Origin of the sequence: Cohnella massiliensis (assembly GCF_900169535.1) — a bacterium.
In the GTDB taxonomy this organism is placed as follows: domain Bacteria; phylum Bacillota; class Bacilli; order Paenibacillales; family Paenibacillaceae; genus Cohnella; species Cohnella algarum.
In genome coordinates this window covers 499,197-520,373 of record NZ_LT821259.1, presented here as the reverse complement: position 1 = coordinate 520,373, position 21,177 = coordinate 499,197, and the positions used below count along the sequence as shown (strand labels likewise).

Here is a 21,177-nt window from a genome sequence, read left to right as displayed (position 1 = left end):
CCGTTCATGGTCGGTTCCCGCCGGGGGCAAGCCTGGTTACCGTCTGCCGAGCGCGTGCAGTTCTTTCCGCACGAAAATGCCTTTCGCGCTGCGAATCGCGGCGATCCGTTCTTCGGCAAGCCTGGCGGCCGCCTGATCGGTCGGGATTCCCAGCTCCTTCGAAATGGAAAAAATGCGGGCGATGCTGAATCGAATCTCCTCGATCTTCCGGAAAGCGCGCTCCCGATTGTAACCGTTCAGCTCGTCGGCGATGTTGATGACGCCGCCGGCATTGAGCACGTAATCCGGCGCATAGGCGATGCCAAGCTCGTACAGCATGCGGCCGTGGCGTTCTTCCTGCAATTGGTTGTTGGCAGACCCCGCGACGATTTTGGCTTTAAGCCGGGGAATCGTCTCATCGTTGATCGTGGCTCCGAGCGCGCAAGGCGCGTAGATATCGCATTCCGCATCGTAAATATCGGCCGTATCCACCGCTTTCGCCCCGAATTCCTCGACCGCCCGGCGAACCTGATGCTCGTAAATATCGCAGACGACGAGCCTCGCGCCCTCCTCGTGCAAATAGCGGCACAGATGGTAGGCGACATTCCCGACGCCTTGAACCGCGACGACCTTGCCCTCAAGCCGGTCGGAGCCGAAAACCTCGTGCGCCGCGGCCTTCATCCCGTGGTAGACGCCGAACGCCGTAGCCGGCGAAGGATTGCCGGACGAGCCGAAGGTCGGCGAGACGCCGGTGACATAGCTCGTTTCCAGACGGATCGTGTCCATATCCTCAACCGTCGTTCCGACGTCCTCGGCCGTTATATACCGCCCTCCCAAACCTTGAATATAGCGACCGAAAGCGCGGAACATCGCCTCGCTTTTGTCCCGGCGGGGATCCCCGATGATGACCGCCTTTCCGCCCCCCAGATCGAGTCCGGATACGGCATGCTTGTACGTCATCCCCTTCGCGAGGCGGAGCACGTCCTCAATCGCTTCGTCCTCGCTCGCGTAATTCCACATCCTTGTGCCGCCGAGCGCAGGTCCCAGCGTCGTATCGTGAATGGCGATGATCGCCTTCAGTCCCGAACGCCTGTCCTGGCAAAACAGCACCTGCTCGTAATCGTCCAACTCCATGCGTTCGAAAATCATTTTTCAATCCCTCCTGTACAAGTTGAACCAACCGCGCCCGGCCAGCGCGGCCAGCGCCGTCATCGCGCAAGCGAACGCCGCGGTAGCGGCCGTCAGCCCGATCCAAGACGTTGCATAGCCAAGACCGAGAACCGGAACGGCGACGCCGAGATACGTCATCGCGTAAAAAACGGAGACGAGATCGCCCCTCATGCCGTCGGGAGCCGCCGCATTGACGGCCGCCAGACTCGCGGCGTACAGCGGACCGTGACCGAGACCGACGCAAACGGTGGACAGCATCAGCATCCAAAGCGTCGGATGCGCCAACGCGACGATGAGCAGCGCCAATCCGGCCGCGATGCAGGCGAAGCCGATCATGACCCCTCGCAGAGGAGACAGAAACCGCAGCAGGGGCTGGCTCGCCGCCGAAACGCCCATCGCCAGGGCGGCCGCAACGCCTGCGGCCGACAGGCTGGACCTTCCCGTCCATGCCTCCATCGAAGATGGAATCACCGACATGTACAAGCTGATCACCCCCCAGGCGATGAAGGACGTCAGCGCCGCCGGATAGAAGGCGGGCTTCGCCTGCGCCGGAACCGCGGGCCAGCGCAGGCGATTCGCTTTCTGCCCGGCACCGTCCGGGCCGATGCGGACGAACAGCAAACCGGCAAAGCCGGGCAATGTCAGCAGAATATGAACGAAATAAGGCAGCTGCGTCGGCAGAGGACCGTATTGCGCCAAAGCGCCGCCCAAGACCGGTCCGAGCGCGTTGCCCGCCGTGACCGCGATCGCCGCCGTATAAGCCGCCTTGCTGCGGCTTCGCTCCCGGTGCAAAATCGTCATCGCCGCAATCGCCACGCCGTTGAACATGCCGGCCGACAACCCTTGAAACAACCGCGCGAACAGCAACGGCGCCAGACCGTCCGCCAGCGCCAGGAAGAGCGAGCCCAGCATCGCGGAGATCAGGCCGCCGATCAGAATGCCGCGCGATCCGAGCCGGTCGGATAACTGGCCGAACAGCACGATGGAGGGGATAACCGCAAAGGCGTAGGCCGCATAGACGAGCGTTACCGTCCCGGGCGTCAGCGCCCACATCTGCTTGTACACCGCATACAGCGGAGAAGCCACATTAATTCCTAAAATCGCGACGAACAAGCTGTAGGCGACAATCCAGTAAGCGGCGGAGCCGGTTCGTGCCGCCTTTGCCCGGATTCGTACGACATCCTTCAGCCCTTCCAGCCCCGCAAGCAACGAGTCTAACCGTTCTTGCTCGCCGCAGCAGGCGTCGAGCTTCAGGCGCGCATGACCGGGATTGCGCGAGCGCACGACGATCACGCGCTCGATGTTGCAGCCGAACGAAGCGATCACTTGCGAGATGGCCGCCAACGCCCCCGGCCGGTTGCGTACGATCGCGCGAATCGTGAGCGTTGCCATGTGTATCCCCTCCTGTACATCGAACCGGGCGGCAGGCCCCGGCCCTTTTTCAACCGCAGCCTGTATCGGACCCGCTTCGGGAACCGCTGCGCTCCGACAGGCCCACGCCGTCGCCGGGCGCGCCGCCTTCGGGTTCGCCGGCGTCTCCTTCTTCCGCGCCGAGCACCGAGATGAGCTTGCGCAGCCGTTCGCGGAGCAGCCGGCAGTCGCGCGCCGACAGCTTCATGCCCATTTCCAGTCTAAAGACGCCCGGTTCGGCCGCGGGTTGAAGTTCCATATTTACGAGCGCGATGCCGCTGCGGTTCAGCACTCCGACGATTCGCAGCAAGGCGTCCGGGGAGTTGCGGAACACCACTCTGAGCGTGCGGGCGGCCGCCTGTTCATCCGGGAGACGGTATCCGGTCATATGCTCACTCCGTCGTCAGGGCAACGTACTTCAGCACCGTGTATTCTTCAAGCCCCTGACGGCCGCCTTCCCTGCCGATGCCGCTCTCCTTCACCCCGCCGAACGGAGCTTGCGGGTAGGCGAGCGAAGTTCCGTTAACGCCGATGTTGCCTGTTTTCAATACCCGAATCATGCGGTGAATGCGCGCGAAATTTTGCGTATACACATAAGTAGCAAGTCCGTAGGCGGTGTCGTTGGCGGCCGCCACGACCTCCTCCTCCGTTCGAAACGTCAGCACCGGCGCGACCGGACCGAAGATCTCCTCGTGCGCGATGTCCATCTCCCCCGTGACTCCGGCAATCAACGTAGGCGCATAGAAGTAGCCGTCCGCATACGGTTCCCCCTGCAGCCGGCGGCCGCCCGCCAGCAATTCGCCGCCCTTGGCGACGGCGTCGCCGACAAGACGCTCGACCTTGGCGAGCGCAGCGCCGCTGATCAGCGGACCTACATCCGCGCCTTCGGACAAGCCCGGGCCCGTCCGAAGACGGCGCACGCGGGAGAGAAGGGCGGCGACGAAGGCATCGCGGATGTCCTCGTGAACATAAATCCGATTGATGCCGTTGCATACCTGACCGCAGTTTTCGAACTTGTTCGCGGCAATGTCGGCAGCCGCTTTTTCCGGATCGGCATCCGGGAAGACGATGACCGGCGAGTTGCCGCCCAGCTCCAGCGACACCTTTTTAACCGTCCGGGCAGCCTGCTCCATGAGCAGCTTCCCGATGCGGGTCGACCCGGTAAACGAAATTTTGCGGATCGCCGGATGGGCCATCAAACGGGCGCCGATGCGGGCCGCTTCGCCCGTGACCAGATTGGCCGCTCCGGCCGGGATGCCGGTCGCCATCAAATGGTCGAACAAGGCGATGGCGGTAAGCGGCGTCGTCTCGGCCGGCTTTAAGACGAGGGTGCAGCCGGCCGCCAGAGCGGGAGCGACCTTGCGAGCCACGGTCGCCGCCGGGAAATTCATCGGCGTGATCAGGCCGACGACGCCGGCCGCCTCCCGGTATACGAGCAGTTGCTGCCCCTCGTTGGAGGCGGGGATAATTTCGCCGTAAGCCCGCTTTCCTTCTTCCGCATACCAGCGGATGATTGCCGCCGCGCCCGCGATCTCGCCGCGCGACTCGACGAGCGGCTTGCCTTGCTCGAGGGTCAGCAAGCTGGCGAGCTCCTCCGAATGGTCGAGCAGGCGCTGCGCCCATTCGTTCAGATAGCCCGCTCGAACGCCCGCCGGCAGCCGCGACCATGAATCGAATGCCTGCCCGGCGCTTTCTATCGCGCGGTCGACGGCTTCGTCCTCCAGATCGGGCACCCGGGCGATCGTCCTTCCGGTTGCCGGATTTTCCACTTCCATTGCCGCCATGCTTTGAACCCGTTCTCCGCCGATCCAGTTGCAACTGTATCGATCCAGCTCTATTGGCGTTTTCATTCGTGCTCCTCCTTCGCCGGCCGCGGCGCCTGCGCGCGATCGGCCCGCGTCCTTCTGCGGTTTAAATGAATTCGAAATACTTCTTGCGCTCCCAGTCCGTGACCGCCTTGGAGAAATCGTCGATCTCAAGCTTCGCGGCTTGCAGATAATGATTGACGACCGCGTCGCCGAGCAGCGACCTGGCCGCCTCGCTTCGTTCGAGATTGTCGCGGGCCTCCATCAGGCTGGACGGGAGAAGCGGAACCGCCTGGGTTCCCGCGTTGCCCTTGACCGGCGCCGGGATGTCGATCCGGTTTTTGATGCCGTACAGGCCGGAGGCGAGCATGGCCGTCAGCACAAGATAATGATTCGCGTCGGCTCCGGGCACGCGGTTCTCGAATCGGGCCGATCGGCCTTTGCCGTCGAAGCGGAAGGACGTGCTGCGATTGTCGATGCCCCAGCTTATCGTGTTGGGCGCGCCAGAACCGAAGTCCGCAAGACGCTTGTACGAATTGATATAAGGGGCGTAAAACAGCATCATTTCCGGCGCGAGCGCCATCATGCCGCCCAGAAAATAACGGCCCGTTTCCGATAGTCCGTATTCCCCTTCGGGATCGGAAAGCAGGTTGGTTACGCCTTCCGAATCCCACAGGCTGATATGGGTATGGCCGCTGCTGCCGGAATCCCCGGCGTCCTGCTTCGCCATAAACGTCGCCATCAGCCCGTTCAGCGCCGCCATCTCCTTGATTCCGTTTTTGTATATGGCCGTCCGGTCCGCCATCTCCAGCGCCTCCGCATACCGGACGTTCAACTCGATTTGTCCCTTGCCCCATTCGCCCTTTAACGCCTCGATCGGCACGCCCGCCGCCTCCAGGTTCTCGACGAGCATGCCGAGAAACCCGTGATCGACGGTCAGCCGGTAAATGGAATAGTCGATCGGATATTCGAACAACGGCTTCAGGTCCGTAAAGTTTTTGGCGCGGACGGTCTCCGAAGTTTCCTTGAATACGTAAAATTCGATCTCCGATGCCGCAAAGGCTTTTATGCCCATCGAGGCCGCCTCGGAAATTTGTTTTTTCAACATATTGCGCGGCGCTACGGCAACCTCCGAACCGTCCTTTTCATACGTGTCCGAAAGCACGAACGCCGTTTTGGGCGACCACGGATACGGCCGCAGCGTCTTCAGATCCGGCACCGTCTTTATATCGTGCACCCCGGTATCCCAGTTGCAATAGTCGAATGCGCCGAAGTTGAGGCTCACATCCCAGGCAAAATTCAAGGCGCACGTATGGATGCCGTCTTTGGCCTCCTCGAGAAAATAAGAGACGGGCACTCTTTTGCCGAACAGCTTCCCCTGCATATCGACCGCCGCGATCACAACCGAGCGAATCTCCCCGCCTTCCGCCATTCGCGCCAGCTGCGCCAAATCCAATCTGCTCATGTCGGTTCTCCCTCTTTTCTGTTGCGTGTGCGGTTAATGAATCGTCCAGCCGCCGTCTACAAACACGGTCGTGCCCGTAACATATTCGGATTCGGGCAGCGCCAGAAACAGCACGGCATTGGCGATATCGTCGGGCACCGCGATCCGCCCCGCCGGAATGCGTTCAAGCACCCAGGCCTTAACGTCCGGATTCTCCAGTCCCTTCGCCGTGAACGGCGTTTCGACGACGCCTGGCGCAACGGCGTTGACCGTAATTCCGTAACGGGCCAGTTCGAGCGCCATCGCCTTTGTCAAAAGGTTCAGGCCGCCTTTGGAGGAATTGTAGTGCGGCTGGCAGTGTCCGCTGCTCGAAACGATGCGATGGGCCTCAACGGAGGTGATATTGACGATTCTGCCTTTGACGCCCGCTTCGATCATCGCCTTGGCGGCCGCCTGGGAGCAGAGGAACGGCGCCTTCAGATTGACGTTGTGAACCTTGTCCCACTCCTCCTCGGAGAGTTCCAGAAACTCCGTAAACGCGACGATGCCGGCATTGTTGACCAAAATATCGAGTCCGCCGAACGTTTCGACCGTCGTCCGAATCATCCGCTCCACATCGGCTTTGCGAGTCACGTCGGCCAGGACGACCGCCGCATTCGCCGGTTCGGGCGCAAGCTCCGCCGTCTGCCGCGCGCCCTCTTCCGAGATATCCGCGATGACGACTTTCGCTCCTTCCTTCAGAAAACGCAGCGCAATCGAACGTCCGTTGCCGGATCCCGCTCCCGTGACAATGACGACCTTATCCTTGAATTTCATGCATATCATCCTTTGCTTGTTTAATGAATTGCTTCAGAATTTGCTTGTAGCGGCCAAGGGACGGAATGTCCGCATATTCGCCGGGGCCGTGGTGATGGGCGCCCGCCGGTCCGAACTCGACGGCCGGAATGCCATGCAGAGCGTAAAACCGGGTGTCGGCAGAGCCGTCTTGTCCGAAAAAGGAAGTTCCGGCGATAGCCTGCAGTTTTCGGACGAGCTTGTGTTCCGCCGTCGTGTCGACCGGGTAGCCGTGAAAATGAACCTTGATCTCGGCGTCAGGCAGCGCCTGCCGGATCATCCGAAGCAGGTCGTCCGCCTTCTGGCCGGGCAAATAACGGATATCGACGCCGAACGTACAGCGGTCCGGCACCTGATTGAACACCGTACCTGCCTGAATTTTGGCGAGATTGAGCGACGGACGTTCAAAGTAAGGCGTGCTCTCTTCGAAGATTCGCATCGAAGCGATTTTCTCGTAGTGCCGCAGCGCTTCGAGTATCGCATTTTTGCCGAGCCAAGGCCGGCTTCCGTGAGCGGCGACGCCCGTCGCCTCGACGACGAGCTGGAGAATGCCTTTGGCTTGCAGCGCGATGTTCAGATCCGTCGGCTCCCCGCAGATGGCGATATCTCCTACCTCTCCCTGCTCGACCAGAAAGCCCGTCCCCCTCTCGCCCCCGCTCTCTTCGTCGGGCACGAGCGCAAGCTTGACGGTGCAATCCGGCACGTCCTTCGCCAGTTCCGTCATCAGCACCATCATGCTGGCGACGGCTCCCAGCATGTCATAGCTGCCCCGGCCGTACAGTCTGCCGTTTTCCACGCGAGGCGCGAAGTCGTCGGGCTCTCCGGGCACGACGTCCAGATGGCCGTTCAGCACGATGACGGGCAACCCCGATCCGACGGAGGCCACTACGCTTTTCAAGCCTTGATTCTCGTAAACTTTAACGTTCACACCCCCTTGTTCCAACCAGTCCGCGCAATAATCGGCGCATGCGTTGATCCGCTCGGGCGTCGTCGTTTCGAACCGGATCAGATGGCTGGCCAGAGCTGCGATTCGCTCTTCGTCCAGTCCGAGTGGCATTGTCATATTCAGCTTGATGTCACCTCTCGTCTTTAAAAATGCCTGCACCATTATTCAAGCAAGAATCGTGCCAACGTGTTGAAACGCAATCTTTTTTGTCAAAAACGCGGATTATCGCGCTCCATTCCCGCCCCGCTGCCTTTCTTCCAAAATAACGGGCTCTTTTTGTCCCGCTTCGCCCCTTCGCCTTCCTCCCATTAATCCCGTTTTCTCTCATTTATCCTGTTTGTCCCGTTTTTTAAGAGAACAAAAAAATGCCTTTTGAAGATTCAAAGGCATCTTTGGCTTCCGCCTCCATTATCGACTGTTCAGCAGCTCGTACCCTTTTCTGGTCAAACGGCAGCCCCCCCGGCCGATGCGAACCTCCACCAGCCCCTGCCGGTTCAAAACGCCGATCCAATGCCGCATTTGACTTTCGGCAATCAGCAAGCCTTCGCTCTCCGCAAGCTTGATGAGGTTCCGCCTTCCCGCAGGGCGGCCTGCCAATTGCGCCTTCAGGATCAACTCGAGAATCGCGCGTTCGAGTCGGCCGTCCTCCATGTAAGCGGCCGGAACCGCCCTCGCGTCCGGGGCCGGACGCGCGACCGTCCCGATGGGCGCAGCGTCTCCGGCAGGCTGTTCGATGGCGAACGGAAGCTCCTCTACGGAAAATTCCCCCTCGCTCATAATCATCATGTATTCGATCGTATTCTCCAGTTCTCTAATATTCCCCGGCCACTCGTAACAGGCCAGCGCCGCCATGAAGCCGGGGCCCGGCTCGCGGTCGACGCCCCTTCTTTCCAGAAAGAAGCGGACGAGCGGCGGGATATCCGCCTTTCTCTCGCGGAGCGGCGGAATCTCGATATGAAGCACTTTCAGACGATAATACAAATCCTCCCGAAACCGGCCTTCCTTGACCATCTGATATAAATCGCGATTGGTGGCCGCGATAATCCGCACGTCGACTGGAAGCACCTTCGTCCCGCCCACCTTCATAATTTCCTTCTGCTGCAGCACGCGAAGCAGCCTTGTTTGGAGAGCGGGGCTGATGTCTCCGATCTCGTCGAGGAAAATCGTTCCCCGGTGCGCCTGCTCGAACAGCCCCGGCTTGCCTCCCCGCCGCGCGCCCGTGAACGCGCCGTCTTCATAGCCGAACAGCTCCGACTCCAGCAGATTCTCGGAGAGCGCGCTGCAATTGACCGCGATAAAGGGAAAAGAGGCGCGCGGGGAATGATTGTGAATCGAGTGGGCGAACAATTCCTTTCCCGTTCCGTTTTCGCCGAGAATCAGCACGCTAAGCTCGCTTTCCGCCATCTTCCGGGCTCTTGCGATGATGCGGAGCATTTGTTCGGAAGAAGTCACGATGTCGCGGAACGAAAATTTGGCCGCGTGTCCCTTGTCCCGCAGCTGGGTGCGCAGCTTGAGCTCCAGCTCCTCGACCTTCTGGGCGATCTTGAAGATGAGGACGCTCTCCGAATGGCCTCCTCGTCCGAGAATGCGCATATTGTTGACAATGACGGCCTGCTTGCCCACCGTGAGCAGCCGATCCTTCAGTTCCTCGGGAGAATCCAGCAACGCGCGGTCAAGGCCGTGGCCGCCAAACAGTTCGCCGATCGTTCGGCCGGCCCACGACGGTGCCGGTTCCCCGAAGATTTCCTCCGCCGTCCGGTTGACGAACGTGATCGAGCCTCCCTCGTCGTACGTCACCACCCCGTCCTGCACCATATTCAGCGTTTCCTCGAACAAATTTTTGGCGTCGATCAGCCGGTGCATCGTTTGCTGCAAGCCTTGGCTGAGCGATACGATCCGCTCTCCGTACTCGTCCAGCAGCTTGCGGGTCTCGTGATTCAGCAGATTGAAGCGGGTCAGAATTTCGACAATCGTGCTGACGTCCACCACGCGCGGCCCGATATCGATCGTTTCCTTGACCGAGTCCGGGATAAGATGCGCTTCGCCCGGCGTAATGGCAGCGGAGACATCGTAAATGTCCGGCACGCCAGGGTAGTAGGGCAGCAGGTCCACTTGCCTGAGACCGGACTCGTAAAGCAGCGAGATCGTTTCGACGACCGAGTCGCGCTCGTCGTTGACGACCAAGTAACGGTTGCCCGGCGGCAGCTTGCGGATCAATTCCCATCCCGCTCGGGTCAGCGTGCGCTTGATGATCAGCACGTCGGTGAGCTTGGCGCCGCTGTGCAAGGGAGGGTGACGGGTAAAAAGGATATGCGAGCTGAACAGGACGAGATCCATCTCTTCGCCCTCGTGCCAGTCCGTAACCGGATACGGATAAAAAGTCATATAGGCGCCCAACAGCTCGTCCAGCTGCCTGCAAAGCATGGACCCCGTTTCCCGCGTCCCCGCGATCACCGCGATGCGGATGTTTTCCAACTTCTCACCCTCCTCTCAAATGCTGCCTCTGGGAGGTCTTGCCGATGCCAAGCTCCTCCCGGTATTTGGCGACCGTCCTCCGCGCGACCGCGATGCCCTCCGCGGCAAGAAGATCGGACAGGGCCTGGTCGGACAACGGCTTATTTCGGTCTTCGCAGCCGATCAGCCGCTTGATTTTCCCTTTGACCGCATCCTGCGACGATTCGCCGGAGATGCTGCGCAGGCTGGACGAGAAAAAGCTCTTAAGCGCCAGCACCCCCCGGTCGGTCAAAACGTATTTGCTTTGAACGGCCCGGCTCACCGTCGACTCGTGCAGCTCCAACGAACGCGCGATATCCTGAAGAGACAGCGGCCTCAGATGACCGGGGCCCCGGCCCAGAAATTCCTCCTGCCGCACGACAATCTCTCCGATGACGCGAAGAAGGGTTTGTTCCCGCTGTTCGATGCTCCCGATAAATTGCGCGGCGGCCCGTCGGCACTCCTGCAGATAGGTTCGTACCGAACGGGAAACGCCGTTCGTCCGCAGCATGGAGGCGTAGCCGTCCGCGATGACGAGCCGGGGATAAGCCCCGGCATGGAGATAAACGGCATATCCCGTCTGCCGCCGAACAATGACGGCGTCGGGAACGATATAAGACGTCCGCTCCCGCGTAAACCGGGCTCCGGGGCGGGGATCCAGCCCCCGGACGAGGCGAATCGCATCCCGGAGCCGTTCGGCCGGCGCCTTCAATTTCGCGGCGATTTTCCCGATATTTCCCTCGCTCAGATCCGTCAGGCAGCTCTCGACCAGCCGCTCGGCCAATTCATTCCTTTGTTCCAGCCGTCCGAGCTGAAGAAGCAGGCAGTCGCGAAGTCCGTACGCCCCGACGCCCGCCGGCTCGAAGCTTCGCACTGCGACGAGCGCCTTCTCCACTTCGGTCTCCGGCATCCGGAGCGCATGCGCCATGTCCGCCACCGTCATCGTCAAATAGCCGGCATCCGTCAAATTTCCGATAATAAAAGCGGCGGCCCGATACAGGACGGAACGCCGATCGACCGAAAAATTCAGTTGTTCCGTCAGCACGGCCTCCAGACTGTCGCCATGGCCCGACTGCGCTCCCCACTCCTCGAAGCCGGCGGTTCGCGTCCTCCCCCCCGGATCCCGGCGGTCAAAATAGCCGTCAAAGCCCGAAAGGTCGTTCCCGCCGGCCGCTTCTTCCAGCATCGGATTGTTCCAAAGTTGTTCGTAAATCAGCGATGTCAACTCTTCTGACGAACATTGAAGGACTTGGAGGCTTTGTCTCATCCCGGCGCTCAAAGACAGCTTCATCGCCTGCGACTGGACTAGGTTTGCTCCTGTCATCAAGATTGCCACCCTCTGGATTCGTTATATGCGTTATGTTTAGTAACAAAGATATAACGCGTCATCGGAACTGTCAACAAACATTCAATGCCTATACGCAAAAAAACGCCCTCTGCTTGGCATGATTAGCCAGGCAAAGGGCGTTCTTTCGTTGCGGAAAATGGGGCCCGCTAGGGACGGACTGTTGCAGCGCGCCGCTCTTACAGCGTCTTCTGACCGGGCTTCCAGTTGACCGGGCACAGGCCGCCGGATTGCAGCGCCTGCAAAATGCGCAGCGTCTCGTCGACGCTGCGGCCGACGTTCATGTCGGTGACGACCTGGTAGCGCAGCACGCCTTCCGGATCGACGATGAACAGGCCGCGGTGCGCGGCGCCGGACGCGTCGTCGAGAATGCCGTAGGCATGAGCGACTTCCTTCGTGAAGTCGGACGCGATCGGGAAGCGGATGTCGCCGATGCCGCCGGCGTCGCGCGGCGTCTGGATCCAGGCGCGGTGCGTATGCACGCTGTCGACCGAAGCGCCGACGATTTCGCAGTTCAGCTCTTTGAATTGGTCGTAAGCGTCGCTGAAGCCGACGATTTCGGTCGGGCAAACGAACGTGAAGTCATACGGCCAGAAGAAGAAGACGAGCCATTTGCCGCGGTAATCTTCCAGGGAGACCGTTTCTTCGAGCGTCTCCATGTTTTTGGTCGAAAGCAGCTTGAACGAAGGGGCGGGCGTGCCGACTTTGGCGAACGGATATTGTACGGTATGCAAGGTCATGATGTCATCCTCCTAAGATGAAAGTGTATAGTTGCAATCAAGGCCGACTGGTCCTCAGGCTTTCAGTTCTTCCAGCGCGCGGGTCAGTTCGGTTTGGTTGAAGCCCAAAATTTTGCGCTCGCCGATGACGGTGACCGGCACCGACCGCATGCCCGAATTCCACAGTTCTTCGGCATGCTTCTCGTCGAGGTCGATGTTGCGCTCCTCGAAGGCGACGTTTTGCTCGGCCAAAAACGACTTTACTTTTTTGCAATAGACGCAGTGCGTGCTCGTGTACATGATAACGGTCGGGTTCGACATGGCGGGTTCCTCCTTTTAGTTAACGGCTGCGGCGTGCGCCTCGGCTTCCGCGGTTTCCAAAAAACGTTCGCAATCGAGGGCGGCCATGCAGCCGGTTCCGGCGGCGCTGATCGCCTGGCGGTACTTGTTGTCCTGGACGTCGCCGCAAGCGAACACGCCCGGAATATTCGTTTCCGTCGAGCCCGGCTTGACGACCAGATAGCCGACCTCGTCGGTTTCCAGTTGACCGTCCAGAAATTTCGTGTTCGGGTTGTGGCCGATCGCGACGAAGACGCCTTCGGCTTCGATCAGCTCTTCCTCTCCCGTCTCGTTGTTGCGAACCCTCAGGCCTTTCACGCCGGTTTCGCTCGCCACGACCTCAAGCGGGGTGCGGTTCAAGCTCCAGCTGATCTTCTCGTTTTGGCGCGCCCGGTCCTGCATGATCTTCGAGGCGCGCAGTTCGTTGCGGCGGTTCACCAGCACGACTTCCGAAGCGAAGCGCGTCAGGAAATTCGCTTCCTCCATCGCGGAGTCTCCCCCGCCAACGACGATGATTTTTTTGCCCCGGTAGAAAAATCCGTCGCATGTCGCGCACGTGCTGACGCCGCGGCCGACGTTGTCCTTCTCGCCGGGAATGCCCAGGTACTTGGCCGACGCGCCGGTGGAAACGATGATGCTTTCCGCCTGCAGCTCGCCCATTCCTTCGACGGTTACGGCGAAAGGACGTTTGGACAGGTCCGTTTTCGTCACCCATCCGCGGATGAACTCGGCGCCGAACCGTTCGGCCTGCTTGCGCATGTTGTCCATCAGCTCCGGCCCCATGATCCCTTCCGGGAAGCCGGGGAAGTTTTCAACCTCCGTCGTCGTCGTCAGCTGGCCGCCAGGCTCGGGCCCTTCGATGACGAGCGGGTTCAAATTCGCTCTTGCCAAGTAGATTGCCGCCGTCAGCCCCGCAGGGCCCGTGCCGATAATAATCGTTTTCCGCATGAACTCCACTCCTTATTATATTTAGATTAAGTATAAGCGATGTCTACAAAAATAGCATATCATCCGCCGGTCGACCTTTCATGAAGATGGAATGAAGACATCATGAAGGTTTCATGAAACGGCGCCGGGCGGCGATATGCCTTCTGTTTTCAATCGGCGATGCGGTATCCGATGCCCCTGACCGTCAAAATGTAGCCGGGATTGCGGGGATCGTCGCCGAGCTTTTTGCGCAAGCTTTTAATATGGACGTCGATCGAATTGCTGCCCCCGAAATAGGTTTCGCCCCAGATCGATTCCATCAGCTCCTGCCGCGACATGACGCCGTCGGCCGAAAGAAGCGCCTTGAGCAAATCGTACTCCATGCGCGTGAGTTCGATTTTTTGGCTGCCTTTGTGCACGGTCATTTTTTTCAGGTCCATCCGGATGTCCCGAAACGCGAGCATATCCGCCAGCTCCGTGCTGGACACCGGCTCGCGGCTTTCGACCAAAATTTGAATGCGTTCGACCGCCGTCTCGAGCGGACCGGGCCACGGGTGGACATACGCGGCGTTCGGGGGAGCCTCCGACCGGTCCCCGACCAAGTACAGGACCGATCCGGCCGGCGGCGCCTCGTTTCCGTCCGTCTCGAGCGGTGCCACCGTGCGGTCGACGATCATCAGGTCGGGATGAAGGCTCGCAAGCAGCGGCTCCCGCTCATGGTGAAACACGAGCACGTCGTAGCATTTTTCCGTCAGTTCCGAAACGAGCCCCTGCAGCCTTCCGGGAAACGGACTGATGATGACGATCCGCCGCGTCGTTTCGCAGTATGCTCCATAGGGCCCGTTTACTTGTTCGGTTTCGAGGTTTTGCATTCCGCGCACACTCCCTTGAACAAAAATTGCTCCTCGGTTATGTCGTAGCCCGTCTCGGCCTCGATTCGCTTCAGCCATTCCGCGGGCGTTTCCGTCATCACCTCGTCCACCCGCCCGCAGGACGTGCACACGATATGATGGTGGTCTTCCGTCCGGGCATCGTAACGGCTCGCGTCGCCCTGAAGCTTCAGTTCGCGAATGAGCCCTTCGTCGGTCAAAAAGCGGAGCGAATTGTATACGGTGGCATAGGCGACGCTTCGGCCGTCCGCTTTGAGCCGGTCGATAATGTCCGCGGCCGTCGGATGGTCGTGCGAGTCGTTGATGATATCGAGCACAAGCTTGCGCGGCGCAGTCAATCCTTTTCTCGTCATGGACTGCCCCTCCTTTGATAATTATACTTAGTCTAAAATTATATCAAAAAAGGGGGTTTGTCAAACGTTTAGGCGGATTTTCCATTTTACGCTCACGCTCCGTCACGTCTGCTTCCGGCCCCGATCTTGGCGACCCCGACTCTGCCGGAAAAAAACGCCGCGCCCCCGCCCATGTCCGCCAGCCGGTCCGGCGTCAGCGCATTGACGGCGCGCTTGCCGTCCGGGCCGTCCGCCCACAAGCCGAGGCTTACGGCCACACCCCGCAAAACGTCGCGCCCGACCGAAGCCGTCAGCTCGCATTCGCCCCGGGCGTTCCATACGCGCACCGCATCCCCGTCGGCAATGCCGAGCTCGGCCGCGTCCAGTTCGTTCAAAACGAGCTTCGGCGATTTCTCCATTTGCGCGTGCTTCGCGTTATTGGAAAACGTCGAGTTCAAAAAGTTGTGGTTCGGTCCCGGAATAAACAGGAACGGCAGCTCTCCGTCGTCCGCGAGCGGAACGAACGTAGGCAGCGGCGGCAGCCCTTTGCGCTCCATCGCCTTCGAATACAGCTCGATTTTGCCGCTCGGCGTCCGCAGCTTGCCGGGAAGGGGCGGTTTCGCCTTGACCTTGACGAACGGCTTCTCCCGCAGCAGCTCCAGCGTAATGCCGTCATAGGCGGGGTTGAACGGCGCGTTCAGCGCCTGTCGGATCAGATCGTCCTCCGTATCCCGGAAGGCTTCGTCCTCGAACCCCATCGCTTCGGCCAGCAGGCGGAACGTCTCGACGTTCGATTTGCTTTCGCCGTACGGCGCGATTACCGGCTCCTGAATTTGCACATAATGATGCCAATAGGAATGATAAAAATCGGTATTTTCCAGCGACGACGTCGCCGGCAGCACGATGTCCGCGTACGCGGCCGTCTCCGTCAAAAACAGATCGTGCACGACGGTGAAGAGGTCCTCCCGCCTGAGCCCCTCGCGCACCTTGTTCGTGTCCGGGGCGACGATCGCCGGATTCGAATTGTACACGTACAGCGAGCGAATCGGCGGGTCGAGCTCGAGCAGCGCGCTGCCGATCCGGTTCATGTTGACCGAGCGCGGCTTCGTCCGGCGCAAATCCGGGCGCGTCAGCGCCTTGTCGTTGTGGGCGACGTGCCCGCCGTTGCCTTTGATCGCTCCTCCGCCCAGGTCGAGCCAGGAGCCGGTAACCGCGGGCAGGCAGGCGATCGTCCGGACGCACATGCCGCCGTTGTCGTGGTGCTGCGGGCCGTTGCCGATGCGGATGAAGGCCGGCTTCGTCCCGCCGTAAAGCCTCGCCAGCCGCACGATGTCTTCCGGGGGGACGCCGGTAATGGCCGAAACCGCAAGCGGATCGTACTGCCGTACGTGCTCGCGCAGCTCTTCGTGCCCGACGGTATATTCGCGCAAAAAGGCTTCGTTCGCAAGCCCTTCCGCGAACAGCACGTGCATCATGCCGAGGGCGAGCGCGGCGTCGGTGCCGGGCCGGATCGGAACGAACCAGTCGGCCCAGCGCGCGGTGCGGTTGCGATGAACGTCGATGGCGACGACGGTCGCGCCGTTTTTGCGGGCTTTTTCCGCGATCGTTACCTGGTGCATGTTCGTCGAGACCGCATTGATGCCCCACATGACGATGAGCTTCGCGTGAACGGTATCCTCCGGGTCCGTGCCGTAGCTTCCGCCCATCGTGTGGCGGTAGCCTTCCGTGCCGGCCGATTCGCAAATCGTCCGCTCCAGCTCCGACGACCCGAGCCGGTGGAAAAACCGCCGGTCCATCCCTTCGGTTCCGATCCGCCCCATATTGCCGTAGAAGCTGTAGGGCAAAATGGCCTCCGGCCCGGACTCCGCGATCAGCTCCTTCCAGCGCCCGGCGATCGTCTTCAGCGCTTCGTCCCAACCGATTCGCTCGAATTTCCCCTCGCCCTTCGGTCCCGTCCGCTTAAGCGGATAGGCAAGCCGCTTCGGATCGTAAATCCGCTCCGTCAAATGGCGGACTTTGTTGCAAATCGCGCCCAACGTGACCGGATGGGACGGATCGCCTTCGATTTTGACGATGCGGCCGTCCTTTTTGTGAACGAGCAATCCGCATTGATCCGGACAGTCGAGAGAACAGACGGACGGAAACACGCCGTCGGGCTGCTCCGTCCATGGCAGGCTTACGCGCCGTTGCATAAATCAACCTCCTGTTTTTGCATCTCGCCAAGTGCCTTTTTCCGCATGGTGCAGCATACGTCTAGGATAACCCCTGCGGCGATGCAAAACAATAAAGAGAATGGAGGCTTCCCTCAACCCTGCGGCCTTCGCGCGACGCTGCCCCGAATCCAGGCGGCCAGGCAAAGAAGCAGGCCGATTGCGATAAACGCGAAATCGAATACGATGTGGCTCGACCCCAAATAGCGGTCGAAATCGATTTCGCTGGACGGCCCCCAAACGCTCAAAACGAGGGTGAAAAACCCGATCGGGAAGGCGATCGCCTTGTAATCTTCGATCCCCAGCCACTGCGCCGTCCCCAGCACCGCGGCGTACTGATAGGTGGCCAACTGCAGGAACGTTCCCGGAAGCCAAACGGCCAGCAGCAGGGCGTCGACATGCTGGAAAAATTCGCCGATCGCGATATAGCGGACGACCTCGATGAACGGGTAATTCAGCGTGCCCGCATGCTTTCCGAACAGAAAAACCGACACGAGGCCGGAGACGACGAGCGTAAGCATCAGCGAAAACCAGGTCAGCAAAGTATAGGTTTTCGCCTGCCGCTGATTCGAAATCAGCGGGTAGTACAGCCCCAGCATGATGTATCCGGCGAACCAGCTCGTCGGAACGAGCGCGCCCTTGACGGAAGGAAGAGGTCCTTGCCCCATGATCGGCAAAACGTTCGTCACCTCCCACTCGGGAATGGTCAGCACGATCAGGAAGCCGAACACGAGCACCGTGACCGGCAGAAACAGCTGCGCGAGCCTCCCCAGCGCCTCCACTCCCCCTCTGACCGCATAAGCCGCAAGAAGCATGATCCCGCCCGCCGGGACGAGCGGAGGCGTTCGATCCAGAAAAACGGCGGAAATGAAATCGCCGTATATCCGCAAAATGACGGAAGTCAGGTAGACACAGTAAAAAATGACGGCCGCCCCCGCCGCCTTTCCCCCGACCGTGCCCAGCAGCCGCTTGCCGTATTGGACGACCGTCTCCTTCGGAAACATGCGGGCCATGCGAAGCATCGCTATCACGTAGATCAGGCCGACCAGATGGGCCCAGACGGGCGACAGCCATAAATCGCGGCCCGCTTCCTTGCCCGTGATTTTGGGAATCAGAAGCAAGCCGTCATAGGCCAGGATGGAATAAAAAAGAATCCCGAATTGCGCCGCCGAAATTCTTCCTTTCTCCATGGAGCGCCCTCCTCAGCTCAGCTTGCCGGCCAGCGGCTTGCAGATCCAATCGATCAGTTCCATCGGTCCCGGCATATTCGGAAACATCAGGACGAGCACCGCGGCAAGCCAGCCGGCGGCGGCCACGGCTACGAGCGCCGCCCTCTCCTTCTTGCGGCGGGGATCCAGGCTGCCCCATTCGGCTCCGACGATCGCCGCGACGACGAGCGACACTCCCGCGACCTTCAGCCAGATCATCGGCTCTCCCCCGTTTTCGGCGTTCGCCCGACGGGCTCGTTGTTCATGCCGATGCGGCGGACGTTCACCCGAACCGCGACCTCGACTTCCAGCGAAGGAAAAACCTGCTTCCAGCGGGCTTTCATCCGGTTCCATTCCCGCGGGCGGCTGCGGTTGATCGCTTCCCCGAACCCGAAGACATCGGATTTCATCTTTTGCGCCCGCTCGACGGCAAGCTCGACTTTTCGGCGGATATGCTCCGCCTCGGCCTTTTCCGTTTTGCGAATATATTCCGGGTCGGCCAAAGCGTAAGGGGTCGTATTCTGAATGATGCTCAACTCCGTCTCGATGCGAATTTCCATAGCGGGGCGATCTCCTTTCAGATGGGGAATCAACCGGGTTTTCGCGGACATCACCATGAGCGAGACGAGCGGAGGAGAAGCTTCCAGCTTGACGGTTTCGATATCGCGATGCAATTGCTCCAGCACCCACTTGGTTCCCGAAAACGCTTCTTCGTCCATTTCGCCTGCCATGCGGCCTTCGGAAAGAACGGCATACCCTTTGATGTAAGGGGCGGTTTCCTTGCCGTCGCGCGAAAGGTTGATAAGGGGCACGACCGCGTCTTCCGTTTCATCGGTCATCTTTTGAATGAGCCGGTTCATCGTCATTGGCTTGGGGAACAGGCGAGCGGCTTCGCCCCCCAAAAAGTCGGCTTTCGTTTGTTCGAGGGAATACCCGGAAGCGAAAAAATCGCGGACGCTTCCTCCGAAAACGAACGGCTGCACCCGCAGGCGCACTTCGTTGTCGCGGACCAGGTAATCCAGCTGCTCGCGAAACCCGGCGCGCGCCAGCTTTTCCCCCACGACAAGCATTTCCAGCTGCCCCCAATAGATCGTGCGGGGCAGCTTGGCTTGCAGCTTGCTCACCGCATCGGCGGCGGTTTCGCCCTCGGCAGACCGAACGATCGTTTGCCCCCCGCCCCCCGGCTGGCTCCCGCTTTGCGCCCGGCTGCCGTCCTCCTGCTTCGGAACGATGATTTCCAGCGTCATCTCGACGGCTCCGCTCTCCTTCCGGTCCAAGCCGACGCTCGTCACGATCGCCAATCCGTTCACTTCCTCCCGGTCCCAGCAGCCGGCAATCGGCGCGATTGCAAGCGCCAGGAACAAAAGCGGCAAGCGCTCGCTCAAAAGCCGCCAATAGGCAACCGTCCGTTCAGGCATGCCGCTTCATTCCTCCTCTCCCCGTCCCGGCTCCGGCCGCTGTCCGGGGGCAAGCCGGTCCCGGTTTCGCCCGTTCGCGAAGCTCGGGCGCTTCGTCATCTTCCACCAGGGAACCCGGACCATCGTATCCTTCGTATCGCTGGCGACGAACGGCGCGAACGGCGTCAGGTAGGGAACGCCGAACGATCGCAGCGTGCACAGGTGAATGGCGATGGCGATAATGCCGAACATGACGCCCAGCATGCCGAGCATGCCTCCCAGCACGATGAGCAGGAGCCGGAGCAGGCGGATGGACAGCTCGATCGAATAGTGAGGGGCCGTAAACCCCGCGATGCCGGTAAACGCGATAATGATGACGATCGGCGCGGAGACGAGGCCGGCGGAAACGGCAGCCTCTCCTACGACGAGCGCGCCGACGATCGTGACGGCCGAGCCGATCTGCCGCGGCAGACGCAGGCCCGCTTCGCGCAGCACCTCGAACGCCAGCTGCATCATCAGCACTTCCACGATCGTCGGGAACGGAATGGCTTCCCGCGCCGACGCGATGCTGATCATTAATTTGCCCGGCACCATCTCCTGATGAAAATTCAGGAGCGCGACGTACGCCGCCGGAAGGATGAGCGAAATGAACAGCGTGCAGTACCGCAAAAAACGGAGCGTGCTGGAGTACAACGAGCGGTTGTAGTAATCGTCCGCCGCCTGCAGCAGCGTAACGAGCGTCACGGGGACGATCAGCACGTTGGGGGTGCCGTCGACGAGGATGACGACGCGGCCTTCGAGCAGGCTCGCCGCCGCGATATCGACCCGCTCCGTAAATTGCTGCTGCGGAAACGGCGAGTACGGGCTGTCCTCCGTCAGCTCTTCGATATACCCCGTTTCCAGCACGCTGTCCAGGTCGATTCGCTCGATCCGCCGCCGCACCTCCTCGACCAGAGACGGCTTGGCCAGCCCTTCGATGAAGGCAATATAGACGTCCGTCTCGGTATAACGGCCGAGCTGCAGCGATTGCAGCTTCAGCTTGACGGTCTGGACTTTCCGGCGGAGGAGCGACAGATTGGTCGCGATCGATTCGGTAAAGCCTTCGCGCGGCCCCCGAAGCGACGGCTCGGTTTTCGGCTCTTCCACCGCGCGTTTGTCCCACTTGGCGATTTTGAGCAGCAGGGCGCGCTCGCAATCGTCGATCAGCAGCAAAGGGTCCCCTTTGATCAATTGACGGGCGCATTCGCCGATCGTGCCGATCTCCTCGACCGACACGACGGACAGCACCCGGTTTTTGACCTCTTGCAAATCCGCCTTCTCCGCCGGTTCCGACCGCATCAGCGGCTTCAGCACGCTGACATCGATCTCCTGCCGGTCCGACATGCCGGGGATATAGACGAGCTCGGCCTTCACCGTTCCGCCGATCAGGAACGTCCGGAACGAGACGTCGTCCGAGAGGCTGAAAATCCGTTTGAGAGCTTCCACGTTCCGGTCCAGCGACGCGGACAAAGCCGCGCTTTCTTCCGGCACGAACGTTTCGGAAGCTTGGTTTGGTTTGAAAGACCGTTTTCGCATCACCGTCACCCTGTTTCGCTTCGGCGGCCGCCCGTTTCATTTTTTCCTCGATTCCGTTAGGGTTGCCAAAAACCGCCGTTTCATGAATGTCCCGGGAAAACGCAAATTCGAATGCAAAAAATCGTCGCAATATACGTAATTATTACGATTAAAC

Annotated in this window: 19 protein-coding genes; all 19 read right to left on the bottom strand. The window is 60.4% G+C overall.

The window, feature by feature from the left end:
• Positions 1–36: 36 nt before the first annotated feature.
• The 19 genes from B7E11_RS16285 to B7E11_RS16195 all read right to left on the bottom strand — a co-directional run bounded on the left by B7E11_RS16285 (position 37) and on the right by B7E11_RS16195 (position 21,023).
• Complete coding sequence (locus B7E11_RS16285; protein WP_080836520.1) at positions 37–1,128, bottom strand: Glu/Leu/Phe/Val family dehydrogenase; 1,092 nt, start codon at positions 1,126–1,128, stop codon at positions 37–39.
• A gap of 3 nt (positions 1,129–1,131) precedes the next feature.
• On the bottom strand, positions 1,132–2,541 hold the full coding sequence (locus tag B7E11_RS16280; protein ID WP_080836518.1) for an MFS transporter: 1,410 nt from the start codon (positions 2,539–2,541) through the stop codon (positions 1,132–1,134).
• A 49-nt stretch (positions 2,542–2,590) separates the two neighbouring features.
• On the bottom strand, positions 2,591–2,947 hold the full coding sequence (locus B7E11_RS16275; protein WP_080836516.1) for an ACT domain-containing protein: 357 nt from the start codon (positions 2,945–2,947) through the stop codon (positions 2,591–2,593).
• Positions 2,948–2,951: 4 nt separating this feature from the next.
• Positions 2,952–4,409, bottom strand: a complete 1,458-nt coding sequence (locus B7E11_RS16270; protein WP_080836512.1) for an NAD-dependent succinate-semialdehyde dehydrogenase — start codon at positions 4,407–4,409, stop codon at positions 2,952–2,954.
• Positions 4,410–4,470: 61 nt separating this feature from the next.
• Positions 4,471–5,829, bottom strand: a complete 1,359-nt coding sequence (locus B7E11_RS16265) for a glutamine synthetase family protein (protein ID WP_080836509.1) — start codon at positions 5,827–5,829, stop codon at positions 4,471–4,473.
• A 33-nt stretch (positions 5,830–5,862) separates the two neighbouring features.
• The gene (locus tag B7E11_RS16260; protein WP_080836507.1) at positions 5,863–6,624 is read right to left on the bottom strand and encodes an SDR family NAD(P)-dependent oxidoreductase; all 762 of its coding nucleotides are present in this window, start codon (positions 6,622–6,624) and stop codon (positions 5,863–5,865) included.
• Positions 6,608–7,705: a M20 family metallopeptidase gene (locus B7E11_RS16255; protein ID WP_176220786.1), complete on the bottom strand. Its 1,098-nt coding sequence runs from the start codon at positions 7,703–7,705 to the stop codon at positions 6,608–6,610. Before B7E11_RS16255 ends, B7E11_RS16260 begins: the two co-directional genes overlap by 17 nt.
• A gap of 291 nt (positions 7,706–7,996) precedes the next feature.
• A complete protein-coding gene (locus tag B7E11_RS16250; protein ID WP_080836505.1) occupies positions 7,997–10,063 on the bottom strand; it encodes a sigma-54 interaction domain-containing protein in 2,067 nt (688 codons plus the stop codon).
• A gap of 4 nt (positions 10,064–10,067) precedes the next feature.
• Positions 10,068–11,405: an RNA polymerase factor sigma-54 gene (gene rpoN / locus B7E11_RS16245; RefSeq protein WP_080836503.1), complete on the bottom strand. Its 1,338-nt coding sequence runs from the start codon at positions 11,403–11,405 to the stop codon at positions 10,068–10,070.
• A 200-nt stretch (positions 11,406–11,605) separates the two neighbouring features.
• Positions 11,606–12,166, bottom strand: a complete 561-nt coding sequence (locus tag B7E11_RS16240) for a peroxiredoxin (protein WP_080836502.1) — start codon at positions 12,164–12,166, stop codon at positions 11,606–11,608.
• Between the two features lie 54 nt (positions 12,167–12,220).
• Complete coding sequence (locus B7E11_RS16235; protein WP_080836500.1) at positions 12,221–12,466, bottom strand: glutaredoxin family protein; 246 nt, start codon at positions 12,464–12,466, stop codon at positions 12,221–12,223.
• Between the two features lie 15 nt (positions 12,467–12,481).
• Positions 12,482–13,432 (bottom strand): thioredoxin-disulfide reductase, encoded by a 951-nt coding sequence (gene trxB, locus B7E11_RS16230; protein WP_080836498.1) that lies wholly within the window; start codon positions 13,430–13,432, stop codon positions 12,482–12,484.
• A 149-nt stretch (positions 13,433–13,581) separates the two neighbouring features.
• Entirely contained in the window at positions 13,582–14,283 is a 702-nt protein-coding gene (locus B7E11_RS16225) for a winged helix-turn-helix transcriptional regulator (RefSeq protein WP_080836497.1), read from the bottom strand.
• Complete coding sequence (locus B7E11_RS16220) at positions 14,256–14,654, bottom strand: Fur family transcriptional regulator (protein WP_080836495.1); 399 nt, start codon at positions 14,652–14,654, stop codon at positions 14,256–14,258. The genes B7E11_RS16225 and B7E11_RS16220 overlap by 28 nt, the downstream gene beginning before the upstream one ends.
• A gap of 92 nt (positions 14,655–14,746) precedes the next feature.
• Positions 14,747–16,825, bottom strand: a complete 2,079-nt coding sequence (locus B7E11_RS16215) for a molybdopterin-containing oxidoreductase family protein (RefSeq protein WP_080836493.1) — start codon at positions 16,823–16,825, stop codon at positions 14,747–14,749.
• A gap of 113 nt (positions 16,826–16,938) precedes the next feature.
• Complete coding sequence (locus B7E11_RS16210; protein WP_080836491.1) at positions 16,939–18,033, bottom strand: GerAB/ArcD/ProY family transporter; 1,095 nt, start codon at positions 18,031–18,033, stop codon at positions 16,939–16,941.
• Positions 18,034–18,045: 12 nt separating this feature from the next.
• Entirely contained in the window at positions 18,046–18,270 is a 225-nt protein-coding gene (locus tag B7E11_RS16205) for a hypothetical protein (protein WP_080836489.1), read from the bottom strand.
• Positions 18,267–19,469: a Ger(x)C family spore germination protein gene (locus B7E11_RS16200; RefSeq protein ID WP_080836487.1), complete on the bottom strand. Its 1,203-nt coding sequence runs from the start codon at positions 19,467–19,469 to the stop codon at positions 18,267–18,269. The genes B7E11_RS16205 and B7E11_RS16200 overlap by 4 nt, the downstream gene beginning before the upstream one ends.
• 6 nt (positions 19,470–19,475) lie before the next feature.
• Entirely contained in the window at positions 19,476–21,023 is a 1,548-nt protein-coding gene (locus tag B7E11_RS16195; RefSeq protein ID WP_080836485.1) for a spore germination protein, read from the bottom strand.
• Positions 21,024–21,177 lie beyond the last annotated feature (154 nt).

Bases quoted from the DNA above. Each gene is read 5' to 3' on its own strand.
- B7E11_RS16280 (WP_080836518.1), bottom strand. From the start codon at position 2,541: ATGGCAACGCTCACGATTCGCGCGATCGTACGCAACCGGCCGGGGGCG.
- trxB (WP_080836498.1), bottom strand. From the start codon at position 13,432: ATGCGGAAAACGATTATTATCGGCACGGGCCCTGCGGGGCTGACGGCG.
- B7E11_RS16275 (WP_080836516.1), bottom strand. From the start codon at position 2,947: ATGACCGGATACCGTCTCCCGGATGAACAGGCGGCCGCCCGCACGCTC.
- B7E11_RS16205 (WP_080836489.1), bottom strand. From the start codon at position 18,270: ATGATCTGGCTGAAGGTCGCGGGAGTGTCGCTCGTCGTCGCGGCGATC.
- B7E11_RS16270 (WP_080836512.1), bottom strand. From the start codon at position 4,409: ATGAAAACGCCAATAGAGCTGGATCGATACAGTTGCAACTGGATCGGC.
- rpoN (WP_080836503.1), bottom strand. From the start codon at position 11,405: ATGACAGGAGCAAACCTAGTCCAGTCGCAGGCGATGAAGCTGTCTTTG.
- B7E11_RS16200 (WP_080836487.1), bottom strand. From the start codon at position 19,469: ATGCCTGAACGGACGGTTGCCTATTGGCGGCTTTTGAGCGAGCGCTTG.
- B7E11_RS16240 (WP_080836502.1), bottom strand. From the start codon at position 12,166: ATGACCTTGCATACCGTACAATATCCGTTCGCCAAAGTCGGCACGCCC.
- B7E11_RS16195 (WP_080836485.1), bottom strand. From the start codon at position 21,023: ATGCGAAAACGGTCTTTCAAACCAAACCAAGCTTCCGAAACGTTCGTG.
- B7E11_RS16225 (WP_080836497.1), bottom strand. From the start codon at position 14,283: ATGCAAAACCTCGAAACCGAACAAGTAAACGGGCCCTATGGAGCATAC.
- B7E11_RS16255 (WP_176220786.1), bottom strand. From the start codon at position 7,705: ATGACAATGCCACTCGGACTGGACGAAGAGCGAATCGCAGCTCTGGCC.
- B7E11_RS16235 (WP_080836500.1), bottom strand. From the start codon at position 12,466: ATGTCGAACCCGACCGTTATCATGTACACGAGCACGCACTGCGTCTAT.
- B7E11_RS16260 (WP_080836507.1), bottom strand. From the start codon at position 6,624: ATGAAATTCAAGGATAAGGTCGTCATTGTCACGGGAGCGGGATCCGGC.
- B7E11_RS16215 (WP_080836493.1), bottom strand. From the start codon at position 16,825: ATGCAACGGCGCGTAAGCCTGCCATGGACGGAGCAGCCCGACGGCGTG.
- B7E11_RS16265 (WP_080836509.1), bottom strand. From the start codon at position 5,829: ATGAGCAGATTGGATTTGGCGCAGCTGGCGCGAATGGCGGAAGGCGGG.
- B7E11_RS16285 (WP_080836520.1), bottom strand. From the start codon at position 1,128: ATGATTTTCGAACGCATGGAGTTGGACGATTACGAGCAGGTGCTGTTT.
- B7E11_RS16210 (WP_080836491.1), bottom strand. From the start codon at position 18,033: ATGGAGAAAGGAAGAATTTCGGCGGCGCAATTCGGGATTCTTTTTTAT.
- B7E11_RS16220 (WP_080836495.1), bottom strand. From the start codon at position 14,654: ATGACGAGAAAAGGATTGACTGCGCCGCGCAAGCTTGTGCTCGATATC.